Source organism: Nostoc sp. PCC 7524, from assembly GCF_000316645.1.
Lineage (GTDB): Bacteria > Cyanobacteriota > Cyanobacteriia > Cyanobacteriales > Nostocaceae > Trichormus.
This window is the reverse complement of record NC_019684.1, coordinates 2,007,313-2,022,458: the sequence shown is the minus strand read 5'-3', so window position 1 is coordinate 2,022,458 and position 15,146 is coordinate 2,007,313. Positions and strand designations below refer to the sequence as shown.

9 protein-coding genes and 1 pseudogene are annotated in these 15,146 nt (G+C 41.5%); 6 read left to right on the top strand and 4 right to left on the bottom strand.

Annotation, left to right across the window (positions count from 1 at the left end; all coding sequences use genetic code 11):
* Nucleotides 1–214: 214 nt before the first annotated feature.
* Nucleotides 215–1,591, top strand: coding sequence for a calcium-binding protein (locus NOS7524_RS08055; protein WP_015137993.1), 1,377 nt, complete (start codon nt 215–217; stop codon nt 1,589–1,591).
* Nucleotides 1,592–1,911: 320 nt separating this feature from the next.
* Here NOS7524_RS08055 and NOS7524_RS08050 read toward each other — a convergent pair whose 3' ends face one another.
* Complete coding sequence (locus NOS7524_RS08050) at nt 1,912–3,759, bottom strand: ATP-binding protein (RefSeq protein ID WP_015137992.1); 1,848 nt, start codon at nt 3,757–3,759, stop codon at nt 1,912–1,914.
* Nucleotides 3,760–3,793: 34 nt separating this feature from the next.
* Nucleotides 3,794–4,141: a PAS domain S-box protein gene (locus tag NOS7524_RS08045; protein WP_015137991.1), complete on the bottom strand. Its 348-nt coding sequence runs from the start codon at nt 4,139–4,141 to the stop codon at nt 3,794–3,796.
* Nucleotides 4,142–4,271: 130 nt separating this feature from the next.
* Between NOS7524_RS08045 and NOS7524_RS08040 the strand changes: the two genes are divergently transcribed.
* From NOS7524_RS08040 to NOS7524_RS29290, 5 genes and pseudogenes are all read left to right on the top strand, one after another.
* Nucleotides 4,272–5,387 (top strand): ATP-binding response regulator, encoded by a 1,116-nt coding sequence (locus tag NOS7524_RS08040; RefSeq protein WP_015137990.1) that lies wholly within the window; start codon nt 4,272–4,274, stop codon nt 5,385–5,387.
* Between the two features lie 259 nt (nt 5,388–5,646).
* Nucleotides 5,647–6,327, top strand: coding sequence for a response regulator transcription factor (locus NOS7524_RS08035; protein WP_015137989.1), 681 nt, complete (start codon nt 5,647–5,649; stop codon nt 6,325–6,327).
* A 477-nt stretch (nt 6,328–6,804) separates the two neighbouring features.
* A complete protein-coding gene (locus NOS7524_RS08030; RefSeq protein ID WP_015137988.1) occupies nt 6,805–7,032 on the top strand; it encodes a hypothetical protein in 228 nt (75 codons plus the stop codon).
* Nucleotides 7,033–7,128: 96 nt separating this feature from the next.
* Nucleotides 7,129–10,800, top strand: coding sequence for a two-partner secretion domain-containing protein (locus tag NOS7524_RS08025; RefSeq protein WP_015137987.1), 3,672 nt, complete (start codon nt 7,129–7,131; stop codon nt 10,798–10,800).
* A gap of 18 nt (nt 10,801–10,818) precedes the next feature.
* Nucleotides 10,819–10,896: pseudogene (locus NOS7524_RS29290) on the top strand (DUF2887 domain-containing protein); the annotation flags it as partial.
* A 310-nt stretch (nt 10,897–11,206) separates the two neighbouring features.
* On the opposite strand, the gene NOS7524_RS08020 reads toward NOS7524_RS29290, so the two are convergent.
* Nucleotides 11,207–11,905 carry a M48 family metallopeptidase gene (locus tag NOS7524_RS08020; protein ID WP_015137986.1) on the bottom strand — a complete coding sequence of 233 codons (699 nt, stop codon included), beginning with the start codon at nt 11,903–11,905 and terminating at the stop codon, nt 11,207–11,209.
* Nucleotides 11,902–15,084 (bottom strand): type I restriction endonuclease subunit R, encoded by a 3,183-nt coding sequence (locus NOS7524_RS08015; RefSeq protein ID WP_015137985.1) that lies wholly within the window; start codon nt 15,082–15,084, stop codon nt 11,902–11,904. Before NOS7524_RS08015 ends, NOS7524_RS08020 begins: the two co-directional genes overlap by 4 nt.
* Nucleotides 15,085–15,146: the final 62 nt, after the last annotated feature.

Genomic DNA, 15,146 nt, shown 5'->3' with positions numbered 1-15,146 from the left:
CTTTTTATTAGGTGCATAAAAACTCAAAACCATCGTAGTAATGCTCAGAAGGAAAGTTCACTGAGACAACACTAAAAGCTAAGTGCTGAGGAAAAATTACTAGCCTCTAACCCCTTTTTCATAACTTAGTGATGTACGAGGTTCACAGTAACTAATTTCTTCAATACTTATCTAGCTTACACACGAAAATCACACTCTCTAAGGAAAAAATTACGTGGCTAACATTACAGGAACTCAATACAACGATAACAATTCTTTTCAATACGTTAATGGCGTACTTGTGTATCTGCCATCTCTAGTAGGCACTGCACTAGATGACTACATTTCCGGGCTTGCTGGTAACGACATCTTATACGGCAACGATGGTAATGACACCCTCAATGGTGGCACTGGTGCAGACACAATGTATGGCGGCACTGGCAACGACAACTATTACGTTGATAATCTTGGGGATGTAGTTACCGAGTATGCTTTCCAAGGTACTGATACAGTATATTCTTCCATCTCCTATACCCTTGGTGCAAACGTTGAAAACCTGACGCTGATTGGTACTGCCTACGGTGGATACGGCAACAGTCTCAATAACGTTATCTCTGGCAACGATTCTAACAACTACCTCTTTGGTAGTTCTGGCAACGATACCCTTTACGGTAACGGTGGTAATGATACCCTCAGTGGTGGTACTGGCGCAGACACAATGTATGGCGGCACTGGCAACGACAACTATTACGTTGATAATGCTGGAGATGTAGTTATTGAGTATGCTTCCCAAGGTACTGATAGAGTTTATTCTTCCATCTCCTATACCCTCGGCTCTAACGTTGAAAACCTAACGCTGACTGGTACTGCCTACGGTGGATACGGCAACAGCCTCAACAACGTTATCTCCGGCAACAGTTCTAACAACTACCTCTTCGGTAATTCTGGCAACGACACCCTTTACGGTAACGATGGCAATGATACCCTCAGTGGTGGTACTGGCGCAGACACAATGTATGGCGGTACTGGCAACGACAACTATTACGTTGATAATGCTGGAGATGTAGTTATTGAGTATGCTTCCCAAGGTACTGATAGAGTATATTCTTCCATCTTTTCCTATACCCTCGGCTCTAACGTTGAAAACCTAACGCTGACTGGTAGTGCCGAAAGAGGATATGGCAACAGCCTCAATAACGTCATCTCTGGTAACAGTTCCAACAACTACCTCTACGGTAACGGTGGCAACGACACCCTCATCGGTGGTGGTGGCAACGATTATCTGAACGGTTTCGGTTCCGGTCAAGAATATGATCTCCTCACTGGTGGTTTAGGAGCGGACACATTTGCAGTGGGTTCTGGCAATGGTGTTCAGTATACTGGGTTGGGCTACGCTACAATTACCGACTTTAGCAGAGCAGAAGGTGACAAAATCCAACTTTTGTACTTGCCGGATAATAATCAATACAGCCTCGGATCTGGCAACTGGGGAGGTAGCAGTGCGCTAGACACCGGAATCTTCTACAACGGAGATTTGATTGGTGTTGTGCGAGACACAACCACGGTCAGCTTACAACAAGACTTTACGTTTGTCTCGTTAGCTGTTGGCTAAACAATAGTTGTAGTAGCGTGACCGGACTAAAATAGGGCAAACATAAAATATAATTCAATATTTCTTGTGGTGGGGCATCTTGTCTGCACCACAAGATTTTCCTAATGCACAAAACTACCTGTGTCAGTTCAACAGCAAATTATCAGATGCTTAAGTTTTTACGTCAAGCAGTAGATTGCAACTAACAACATCAAGTTGTTTACGGCAGCCTCTCATACCGTTTCTTGATCAAGATGCACTTTATTCTGTACTAGACCTCTCCGAAAATGAATGTAGAGACGTTGCATGCAACGTCTCTACATCATTTATTTGATGCAACTTCATAGAGAATTGGTATCAGTTAAATTAATAATCTCTTCAAAACAAAAATCATTGACGAGATTTGTTAGCGTTTTAGCTAAACCAGCCTGGGATGATGGAATTTCCTCAATCAGTTGGAGAATATGCTTAGAATTAACTCGCCTCGCTGCTTGATGCAATTGTTCCACCCATTCCGGAGGCATTTGGAGCATTGCATTACTTAATTCATTTACGGGAATATCTGCCGATTGTGGCTGTGTTGGCAGTTTAATTTGTTCAGTTGCATATATATATTTCACACCCAAGTATTCTGCCATCTTGTCAAAAATCACTTCCACTCGAAATGGCTTACGTACAAAGTCATCACAACCTGTAGATAAAGCTACAATCCGGTCTTCTTCAAATGCACTACCAGTTAAAGCAATGACGACTGGCGGTGAATCAATTGCTGTCTTAATGCGTTTAGTTGCCTCATAGCCATCCATCACTGGCATTCGCATATCCATCCACACTAAGTCAGGACACCAACTTTTACATAAGGCGATCGCTTCTTCTCCATTATTAACTTCCCGTACGTCAAAGCCAACTGGTTGCAGCAACTTAATCATGATTTGGCGAATCTCTGGTTTATCTTCTGCTACCAGAATCCGATATTTTGGCTGTCCGACTGCCAAAGCAATCACTTGCTGGCTAGATTTTGCCGTCTCTACTTGATCAGATCGAATTTGTTGGGTGTGGATATCGAACCTAAAAATTGTTCCCACCCCTACCTGACTGTTCGCAGTCATCTCTCCCCCCATGAGTCGGACGAATTTTTGACTAATGGGTAAACCTAATCCAGTTCCTTCTTGAGAATTTTCGCCTGTTTGAGTTTGCACAAAAGGTTCAAATAACCTTTCCATGTCCATTAATTCAATACCAGATCCAGTATCTTCAACTTCAAATAATAGCCGTATCCCTGTGTCTATCGCTTCTGTGTCTTGCCAGACGCGCAGAGTCACACTACCGATTTGGGTAAATTTGATGGCATTGCCTAATAAATTAATTAAAACTTGGCGCAGTTTACTTTCATCAGCGCAGATATATTGGGGTAAGTCTGGGGCAAGTTTAAATATTAATTGTAATCCTTTCGATTGGGATTTTAAACTTAACATCTGGTACAGTGTTTCCAAAAGATGTTTTAAATCAAACCCAGTTGGATTCAATGTGGTTTTACCAGCTTCTATTTTGGACATTTCTAGAACATCATCAATTAATTTTAACAGATGTTCACCACTGCGGGAAATAGTATCTAAATACTCTTGTTGATGGGTATCAAGAGAACCATATCTAGTTAGTAATTGGGTAAAACCCAAAATAATATTCAAGGGAGTTCGTAGTTCATGGCTCATGTTTGCTAAAAACTGACTTTTAGCAATATTGGCTACATCTGCTGCTTCTTTAGCTTGCTGAAGTGCTGCTTCTGTTTGTTTACGAGCCGTAATATCACGAATTGCTAAAACAGCACATTTCTCTCCGTTAACAAATTCGATAGAGCTTCCTGAAATTTCCAAAATTAGTGTTTTTTGAGATTGTTTAAACTCATATTCAGTAGCTTGCAAGTGTTCTTGCAGTGCTATTAGCACCGGATGTTCTTCATTGGCAATTATTTGACCCTGTTGTATTAGTGGTAGTAGTTGAATTAGTGGGCTACCCAAAATTCTAATATGAGGTCTACCAACTAAGCGATCAAATGCTGTATTGCACCATTGCACCTTGGTGTCTTCACCAGTCCAAACAATTGCATCATCAATAGCCCCTAATGCTACTTCCATTTTACCTAAAGTTGAACGCAGCAGGTTTAACTGAAGGGCAGGATCTCTATCCATAAAAATATAACCTGATTGAAAATAATATTATTTTTTATAGAGGAGAAATTGTCGCTGCAAAAAACCAAGTTTCTCCCTGTTTTTCTGCTGTAATGAAATGTTCGCTTTCTACTTCTATCCCAGCCTTTGTTACAGTTTTTAATAAAAGAGGATGATTGAGAACTTTTGCTTTTTCAGTCATCACAAACCGGGAAAAACTCAGCCGATGAGAATCATGTAGGCTCTGGGGAATAATGACTTCTAAAGGCAACCCAATGATTTCCTCAGAAGTCCAACCATAAATAGTTTTGAAAGCCTCGTTGATATCAGTAATAAATCCTTCTTGGTCAGTAATAATCACTGGCAGTTCAGTTTCTAACTGCATTTGCTGGAAACTTTTCATAACTATGCTTTGATGTTTAAATAGTATTGGTTAAGAAACAAACATAACTTTAAATGATATACAGTCTTTCTGTCTCAATTTATGCAAATTTCTTAAACAAGAATACAGAAGTTCAGGAAGCTAAGATTTTATGGATGGCAGTCAATTACACAAGGGAGATATTCTCATTGTTGATGATACCCTCGATAACCTGCGCCTTTTATCAAAAATGCTGACTAATCAAGGGTATGAGGTACGGTGTGTAACCAATGGAGCAACAGCATTGATAGGATCTCAGGCTCAACCACCAGATTTAATTTTATTAGATATCACCATGCCAGGATTAAATGGCTATGAAGTTTGTCAGCAGTTAAAAACAGACTCTCGCACCTGTGAAATTCCGGTAATTTTTATCAGTGCTTTAAATGAAACATTTGATAAAGTCAAAGCCTTCTCAGTTGGAGGTGTAGATTACATTAGTAAGCCTTTTCAGTTGCAGGAAGTGTTTGTTCGGATTGAAACACATCTGACAAATCGGAGATTACAAGCGCAACTTCAGGTGCAAAATACCCGGTTGCAGCAAGCGGAAGCAGAGTTACTCAAAGCTTTAGAACAAGAACGAGAACTCAATCTACGACTTCAAGAAATGGCAACTATAGAAGAACGCCATCGCATTGCCCGTGATATTCACGATTCTCTAGGTCATTCATTGGTAGCATTGAACATTCAACTAGAAGCTGCTATGGCTTTGTGGCCAGATAACTCTACCAAAGCTTATGAATGTTTGTTAGAAGCGAAACATTTGGGTTCAGAAGCTTTAAAAGCTGTACGTGAATCTGTGGGGTTAATCAGATCACAACCCCTACAAAGTCAACTTTTAGCAACTGCGATCGCTAACCTGACAGAAGAATTTTATCGCCTGACTGGTATCTTACCAGAATGTAACATTCATATCCCACCCAACTTACCCCATGCAGTCAACACAACTATTTATCGGATTTTACAAGAGGGCTTGACTAATATCTGCAAGTATGCTGAAGCTACGATAGTTACAATTCAGATTCAGAGTACAGATTCTCATACAATACTCACACTGCAAGATAATGGTAAAGGTTTCCAAGTAACGGAAAATACTAAAGGATTTGGTCTGAGGGGAATGCAAGAACGGGTTACAGCATTAGGTGGTGACTTAGAAATTACCAGTAAACCAAATGCAGGTTGTAGAATTACTGCTATGTTCCGATATAAAAATACGAACAATTGCTAACAATTACCAGCCTTTTATTTTGTTGATAAATTATATTCCAGAATCTAAAATTATCCTTAGTAATTTTACGGCGGCTCTGGTAACTGATATGATGTTTTTGTAATGGCTAAATTGAATAGAAGACTCATATCATCATTTGATTTTTAGAAAAACTCGGTACATAAGCAGTTCCTCCTTTCCCTATTTCGTGCCTTTAGGATTAATCTCAGTAATCAAACCTGATTCTTATAAATATTTAACCTAATGAATGATGTCATTTATGATTCGGGTGTTACTTGTTGAAGACCAAGAAATTGTGCGTCGTGGGTTGAAAACTTTACTAGAGATTCAACCCGATTTGCAAGTAGTGGCAGAAGCAGAAAACGGTCAACAAGCAATTGATCAGATGGAAAGCCTGTATGTAGGGAATGCTGCACCGAATATTGTATTAATGGATATCCGTATGCCTGTCATGGATGGAGTAGTAGCTACCCAAAAGTTATGTCAGCAGTTTCCAGACACGAAAATCCTGATTTTAACAACATTTGATGATGTGCAATACATCTCTGAGGCATTACGTTTTGGAGCTAAGGGCTACTTACTCAAGGATACGCCAGCACAAGAACTTGCAGAAGCAATTCGTTCAATTTACAAAGGCTATACTCACTTTGGCCCCGGAATTTTGGAAAAGATGCTGAGTGTTGTACCCACTCCTGGGACAGAAGCACCAAAAGAGCAACCACCTGAACTTGCAGAACTCACATCCAGGGAACTGGAAGTTTTACAGCTGATTGCAAGTGGCTACAGTAATCGAGAAATTGCTCAACATCTCCACCTTTCAGAAGGAACTGTGAGAAACCATATTACTAATATTTTGACACGATTGAACTTACGCGATCGCACTCAAGCTGCTATTTTTGCCAATTCTTTTCTATCTTCTCTAGACCGAAAACTTGGGTAAGTTGACATAAACATCAGAATTTGAGCCTAGCTGATTTTTCTTAACATAGTTGTGTTTTTCTTGCCGTCTTACTGAATCATGACAAATGTCATGGCTGAGTCATGACATTTATTAGATGTTTACTAAGGTTGCTTAGAAGTAAATTAAAACTATCGAAGAACTTAGGCGATAAAAATTGCTCAACATTGTTGACAATGCGATGCCTGCGGCAAACCGCTCAAAAGCGTCCACGCTATCAATAAAAGTTAAGTCAGAAAAATACTTAACTTTTATACATAGGCAGTCAGAGCTGAAACCTCTATAAATATTAAAGCCAACATTGTGAAGCATCACATGGATTCGGAAATGTCAGGCAGGAAGATCCCCAAGTTCTTAATTTTATTAGATAAATGAAGTCGAGTGAAAGCTTTACTAGAAGCTAATTGCTTCGGAAACTGCATCTGCTAGTAAGCAACTAAAGAAACAAAAAAGGTAAAGATGAAAAACAAACTAAAAAAACTGAAAGATATCGATTTTCTCACTAAACTTACTCTTAGTGAGCAAGGAAAAATCAATGGGGGGGATCTTACTACTGTATCTAGGGGTACTGGTGGTGGTTCCTCTACGCCATCAGGTACTGCTACACCGCCACCACCACCACCACCCGAAGATGATGATGGTTGGAGAGACGGCTCACCAACACGAACATCAGGTTACTTATATTAAGAGAATCTCTTGATTTCAATTGCCACCATCAGTTTTTCTTTGAGAAATGCAGAATTATGTGAAAATGAAGTCTTAATATTGTTGAGGATCGCAATCATGGGTCTAAGCTGGTCAAATTGCATCTGGCAATTTAAGGTAGCCAGTTTGTTAGCAGTGTGTGCAGCATACACTGCATCCGGAGATTTTGCCCAAGCTCAGATTACCCCTGATTCCTTCTTAGGTGTTGACCGTTCTATGCTGACTCCAAATGTTAGTATAGGCGGTCTTCCTGCTGTTCAAGTTGATGGCGGAGCCATAAGAGGTACAAGCCTATTTCATAGTTTTCAAGAATTCAATGTTGGGGATGGACAACGAGTTCTGTTTACTAATCCTGGGGGAATTGAAAACATTTTCAGTCGAGTCACTGGAACTAACCCATCAACAATTTTGGGGACACTTGGTGTCAACGGTGGAGCCAATCTATTTTTACTAAATCCTAATGGCATTATTTTTGGCCCTAATGCGAGGCTTGACCTGCGTGGTTCTTTTTTGGCCAGTACAGCCCAGAGCATCAAGTTTAATGATGGTATAGAATTTAGCACTACTAACCCCTCTGCACCTCCTTTCCTAACGCTCAATGTTCCCATTGGCTTGCAATATGGACAAAATGCAGGCAGAATTCTCGTCCAGGGGCAGGGTAATGAATTGAGAGTTAATCAGGAAACTGGTGAGGTACTTGAGGTCAATCGTACTGGTGGTCTGGAGGTTGACCCCGGTCAAACCTTGGCTCTGGCTGGTGGTGAAGTCGTGCTGAAAGGCGGAAGTTTGAGTGCGGAATCAGGGCGAGTTGCCGTTTGGAGTGTTCAGGGAGAGGGATTAGTAGGTCTTACCCCAACCAACCCAGGCTGGGAATTGACCAATAAAAGCGTGCAGAACTTCCAAGACATCCTCCTCTCCCAAACTGCTGCTATTGACACCAGTGGTGTTGGAGGTGGCAATATTCAAATGCAGGGACGGCGAGTAGCACTACAAGATGGTTCATTTATTTTGTCTCTGACGCGAGGTAACGGAACTGGAGGAACTTTAAGCATCAGAGCGTCTGAGTCTATTGAAGCCCGTGGCAATGCCCCCAATGGCGAGGCTAGTTCCTTTTTCACAGAAACAATAGGTCTTGGAAAAGCTGGTGATGTAGAACTTAATACCAAAAAATTGATTCTCCAAAATGGGGCGCAAGTATCATCTAGCACTTTTAATCAAGGTAATGGTGGCAAGATTATTGTTAACGCCTCAGATTTAGTCGAAGCAACAGGAATCACTGCCACTGGCAATTTTGCCAGTGGCTTATTTTCTGTAGCCCGTAACGGTACTGGTGAGGGCGGCACAGTGGAGGTAACAACTAAGCGACTGGTACTCAGAGATGGGGCGCAGGTAAGTGCTACAACTTTTAGTCAGGGGCGAGGAGGAAATGTACTGGTAAACGCTTCAGAGTCAGTGGAGGCTATTGGTATTGCGCCAATTGGTTCTAGTGGCTTATTTGCTGCCAGTCAAAGTACAGGTGAGGGTGGCACAGTAGAGATAGATACAGGAAAACTGATACTCCAGGATGGCGCACAGGTAAGTACCCTAGCTTTTAGTCAAGGTAATGGGGGTGATGTATTTGTTAATGCCAGGAAATTAGTGGAAGTGATTGGCGGCATTCCTCAAAATGGCAACTTTGTTGCCAGTTCTTTGTTATCACAGACTCAAGGTACCGGAAACAGTGGCAGAGTAGAGATTCATACAGGAAAGTTGATACTCCAGAATGGTGGACAGGTAAGTGCCGCCACATTTAATCAGGGTAGTGGAGACAATATAATTATCAATGCCAGGGAATCAGTAGAAGTAATTGGCATTGCTCAAAATGGCAATTTTGCCAGTAGTTTGACAGCACAGACAGAGGGGAATGGGAAAGGCGGTACAGTAGAGATCACTACAGGAAAGCTGATACTTAAGGATGGTGGGCTGGTAAGTGTCACAGCTTCTAGTCAAGGTAATGGAGGCGATATACTCGTCAATGCTAGGGAATTAGTGGAAGTGATGGGCATTGCTCAAAATGGCAATTTTGCCAGTAGCTTGACAGCACAGACAGAGGGGAGTGGAAAAGGCGGTACAGTAGAGATCACTACGGGGAAGTTAATACTCCAGAATGGCGGACAGGTAAGCTCCAGAACTATCAATAGAACTATCAATGCGGGTAGCGGCGGCGATGTGCTTGTAAATGCGGCAGAGTCAGTAGAAATTCTTGCTCAAAATGGCCGGTTTATCAGTAGCTTAGACGCACAGACTTTAGGGACTGGCAACGGTGGTAATATCACAGTTAACACAGGAAGGCTAATTATCCAGGATGGGGCAAGGGTAAATGTCAGAACTACTAATGTGGGTAGCGGCGGCAATATATTCATAGATGCTTCAGAGGTAGTGATAGCTGGCTCTGATAGCGGTTTGAGAGCGCAGACCCAAGGTTCTGGCAACGCTGGTACTGTGACAGTAAAGACGAGCAGGTTTCTCGCTAGCAAAGGCGCACAAATTTTAGCTGCTGTTTTTCCAAGCGGTACAGGCAAGGGGGGAAACATTAACATCCATGCTTCTGAGATCCAATTAACTGGCACCTCTGATAATGGCAATCCTACCATTGTGTTTGCTACTACTGGCGGTAAGGGCGACGCAGGCGAAATCAAGATTGACACTGCTCGATTAATCGTTCAAAACGGAGCGCAAATAGGGGTTGGGACTTTTAGTAGCGGTCAAGGTGGAAATGTTTTGATCAAAGCTTCTGATTCAATTGAACTAATTGGCACAGTTCCACAGGTTCCCAATCTAAGATTTTTTCGAAATCAATCAGGTCAGCAGTTTCCTAGCGGTTTGTTTACTGGCTCTCAAGGTACAGGCACGGCGGGAAAGTTGAGGATTGAAAGCGATAAGTTAACGCTGCGAGATGGTGCCACAATTGGTGTGAACAATCAGGGATTAGGAGATGCGGGTAATTTAGAAGTGGCAGCTCGTAACCTGTTGTTAGACAACCAAGCGGTTCTCTCAGCCACAACTACATCAGGTCAGGGCGGCAATATGACGCTCCAAATTGCCGATATCTTGCTATTACGCCGCAACAGTCAAATCTCGACTACCGCAGGCATCGATCAGGCTGGTGGAGATGGTGGTAACATCTTGATTGATAGTGGCTTTATTGTTGCCGTCCCTAATGAAAATAGTGATATCACTGCCAATGCTTTTCAAGGGCAAGGTGGCAATATCAATATCAATGCTCGGAGTATTTTTAATCTAGAACAACGCCCATCAACTCCGCCTAATAATACTAACGATATTGATGCTAGTTCACAGTTTGGCTTAACAGGTACAGTCACAATTAATACACCTGATATAGATCCTAGTCGCGGTTTGGTAGAGCTACCTAGTAATTTCACGGATGCGTCACAACAAATTGTTTCTAGTTGTAACCCCGGTAGTGCTGCTAGGCGTAGTTCTTTCACCGTCACAGGACGGGGAGGAATTTCCCGCAGTCCCATAGAACCGTTTCAAGGTGATGTATCTACAGCACGATGGATAACATTAGATACAGTCGATGCTGATCAAAATCGTCATGTCATGAATGAAATTCTGCCATCTTCCCCACCAAAAATAGTGGAGGTGCAAGGCTGGATTGTCGATAAAAACGGTAATGTATCTCTAGTAGCTCAAGTACCGAATACTACTCCTCGTGGTTTGTCTGTATCTAGTGGTACTTGCTCTTAAGTAAAATCTGAATTATTTATGCGGCGAGACTCAATTTTTTACAAACTATTTCAACAATATCCCAATCTGTTATTGAAACTATTGACAAATCCGCCAATATAGCAGGGGACAGGTGACAGGTGACAGACTCCAAAGCTTCTTCGTGTAACGGTTTTATGATTGCTTGATGTCCTAATCTATATGGCGACTGCTATAAATGCAGATGCCTATCGATTTGATTCTGTCGATCGCCAAATTATGTGACCACTTGACAAATTGATGTCTTTGAAAATATTTACCTTAAAACCTTTACTCGGTAAGGGTTATATTGGTTTGCTGGACATGATACTGAGAGAAGCAGCAATCCGGGTATGAGGTGTAATTTTAATTTCGTCTAAATGCGATCGCTCCCATTATTCCACGATTTCTATAGATTATAAATTGCTCCATTCTCTGCTAACCACTGTTTACGTTCTTGATAATTTGGCACAATCCGTTCAACTCTCTCCCAAAATGCACTGCTGTGATGCGGTTCAATTAGATGCACTAACTCATGAACTGCCAAATACTCAATCATCGTTCGCGGTAGCATCGCCACTCGCCAGTGAAAATATAAATCTCCTTTGTGTCCGCAAGAACCCCAATGATTACCTAACTCACGTACTTGGATAGAACGAGGTGAAGCACTAACTCGTTTAATTAGTGTGGCGATTTGTTGTTCTAGTATTGCCTGAAGATGTTGGCGATACCACTGAATAAAGTTTTCTCGACCTTGAGATTGTGCGTGTCTCTGTAATTCAAAGCGGCTTTGGTATAGTCTTAAGATTGGTTGTTTTTGAACCTCATCGACTATTTTGAGACGATAACTACGTCCTAAATAATAGAAACCTTCACCTGAAACGTATTCTTTAAGGTTAACTGGGTGGTTAAATAACTCTTTTTTTAGAAGTTTACTATAAATCCAATAACGTTTATCACTAACAATTTTTTCTAATGTTTCTATTGGTACTTCTGGGGGAGAAGCCAAGACTAATTTGCCGTCACGTTCAACGGTAATGCCTACGGTGCGGCGTTTGGAACTGTGGCGAATTTCAAAACTCAGGTCGCCAAAGGTGATAGTTGTCATACCATTAAATTATCACGATTTCTCGTAGCTAACTGGACTAATTTATCCGCCACTTCTTCTAGTTGTTCGTAACTTACTAAATCATGCTCATCTAAATAACCTGCTATCCACTTTCTTAAATCTTCTTGGATAATTTGGTTACTCCAATTTATCCGTTTTACTTCTTGGCGGATATGTTCCACAATTTCCACAGTCGCTTGAGCAAGTTCGGGGAGTGGTTTTTGTGAATGTTCACCTAAAATGTTAAGAAATGGCATTTGAGTTTTAGGATCTAATCCAGTCTCATTTGTAGTCCTACCAGCTTGGATTTGTTCTATATACTTCCGCAAAGCTTCAACTTTTGCTTCCCAATTATCAGCTAAAGATTCCAGAATTTCTGTCAGTCTTTCACTTAAATTTCTATAGTAAACTGGGTCTTCTTCATAGTTTACGTTGATATGGTGACGGGCAGCAAATTCCATTTCTGCGGCTTGTGCTTTAATTGAGCTATGACGCTGGACATGGGTTTTAAAATCCAGGGACATGATATCAATTGGTGGCACTTTGGGGTCAATCCCTTGAGATTCAATATATTGGTCTATTAATGCCCTAACTTTCTCCTTTGCACTAACAATGTTAAGTTTTTCATCTCTGTAAAGGTCAGCAACAGCTTTTTTAATAAAGCCAATTTTTTTGGCATCTCGCACAAAATTATAGGGCTGACGTGCTTCTGGTCGTGGCAGTATTGTATCGAGAGTGTTGAGAAAATCTTTGAAACAATCATTAAATTCGACTCTCAGCCGTTCATCTCTGAGCAAGTCTACGCAAGCGTCTACATCATCGATTGTGCAGCCTTTTTCAGTGAATAGAGCCATAACTTGCTGGTGTCTGTCGCGCAATTTTGGTAATTCTGCACGAATATCAAACAAAGCTAATTCTGTATCTACGTTCTCGTAAACCGAGAGTGCAGCAGCGATATCAACACCGTAATAATCTACTACTAACCCCTCTGTTTTTTTGTCATTATATACTCGGTTAACGCGAGCGATCGCTTGCAGCAATTCGTATTCTTTCAGTGACCTGTCTAAATATAAAACTTGTTCTAACGGTGCATCAAAACCCGTCAACAGCATATTTTTGACGATTAAAATTGCTAAACAATCTTGGTCTAAAGACTTTTTAAATTTCTCAATATTAATTTCTTGTTGACTTTTATCTGTCCACTTTTTCCAACTAGGATCATCGCCCTTATCACCAGAAATGACAGTAGCAAATTCTAATTTGCGGATGATTTCAAGATGTGGTAGTGCTTGAGCAAAAAAACGAGTTTCGGCATCACGCAATTCTAAAGCCTCCGCGTCAAGACTTTGCAGAATGGGGGCGCGGTGTTCTAACTGCTGCACAATTTCCCGTTGCGCTTCCACAAATGCTTCTTGGTAACGGACTGCGGCGAGACGGGTAGAGGCGACGACTTGCGCCTTAAAGCCTCCTGCTAAAATGCGCTCAATATAATGAAACAACATACTTTTAGCTTTGGCTTTAATTAGTTCCCGTGCTTCGCCAACTTGGGTTTTAGTTGCGTATTTGGCTTTAATTAACGCCCGTTCTTCCGGGGTTTTATCAGCAAAGATAATTTCAAAAAGTTGGTCGAGGTCATCACCTTGGGTTACAGTCCCTCTAGCTTCTAATCCTTCGTAGATAATAGGTAAAGTGACTTTATCTTCTTGGGATTTGCGGATATTGTATTCGTCGATAAATGAACCAAAAATTTGCAGCGTGGTTTTTTTGGCAGCTTTGACGATGGGTGTACCAGTAAAGCCAATACGCACACAGTTAGGTAAGGCTTCTAATAAATTGGTGTGGAGAGTTTTGGCGTGAGAACGGTGTGCTTCGTCAATTAGCACTAAGATATTTTCGGAAGGATTGAGGTTTTTGGGAATTGGTTCAATTTCTGCTTCTTCTTCAGAATCTTCTCCGCCTTTAAATTTCTGAATCATTCCGAAGACTAAGCCAGCACCTGGTTGTTGCAAGTAATTTTCTAATGTTCTAACTTTTTTCGCTTTTTGTAATGGTTCTCCTGTGAGGACGGCGGTATCTGCAAGTTGTCTTTCTAAGTCTCGGCGGTCAGTAACGACTACAATTTTAAAGCGGCGTAATTCTGGAATAGTGCGAATTTTCCGAATTAGATAAACCATTGTCAGGCTTTTACCTGAACCTTGAGTATGCCAGATAATCCCACCGCGTTGGTCATCTGTGCCATGTTGGGCGCGGGTTTGATTGTGTTGCAGTCGGTGTAAGGCTTTATGAACTGCCCGATATTGTTGGTAACGGGGGACAATTTTGATAGTGCGTCCGCCACTGGTTTTAAACAGAGTAAAATTATGCAGGATGTCGATAAGATTAGCTGGGTTCAACATTCCGGCGATGAGGGTTTGGCGAGAATTTAATTCAGAAACGCCTAATTGTGCAGCAATTTCCCCTTGCGGGCTAGGAATGGTATCTTTCCACTCAACATAATGTTCATAATTTGCGCCAATAGTTCCGGCTGCTGCCCGTCCTCTAGAGGCTGCTATCATCAGCAAATTGTAGTGGAATAATTTTTCTGCGCCTTCTGGTTGACTGCTACCCCGTTGATTGGAGTATTTTAATAAGTCTTGAATTGCTTCGGTTATGGGGTTATCTAAATTGGGGCTTTTGCATTCAATTACTACTAATGGGATGCCGTTAACAAGTAGTACGATGTCTGGGACGATGAACCCCCGATTACCTGTTGCCCAAGGCGGATCTAATCTGTATTGATTGATGACGAGAAAATCGTTATGCTGCCAATATTCAGGATTAAATTCAATAAAATGCACGGTGTGCTGTTTGCCGTCTTGCCCTAAAACAGTAGTGCCTTTAAGTAGCAATTCTGTGGCGGCTTGGTTGGCTTCCATTAATTTGTTTGCACCCAGGCGTTCTAACTGACTGACTGCGGTTTGAACTTGGATATCATCTAGCCAAGGGTTGCCGTTGTCATCTAAGTTGATGCGTTTAATGGCGGCTTTAAGGCGTTGTGTCAGTAGAACTTGCTTAAAGTTGTCGCGTTCGGTAATTGCGGGGTTGTCCCAATTGCCTTCTATATATTGCCATCCCATGCCCGTGAGTTGTTCAATGGTGGGTTTTTCTACATGAATATACTCAGGAGTTTGTTGGGGCATAGAGGCAATATTTTGGGTTAATTACGATAATTAAGGGCAATATATCCAAATTAAGAGTAAAC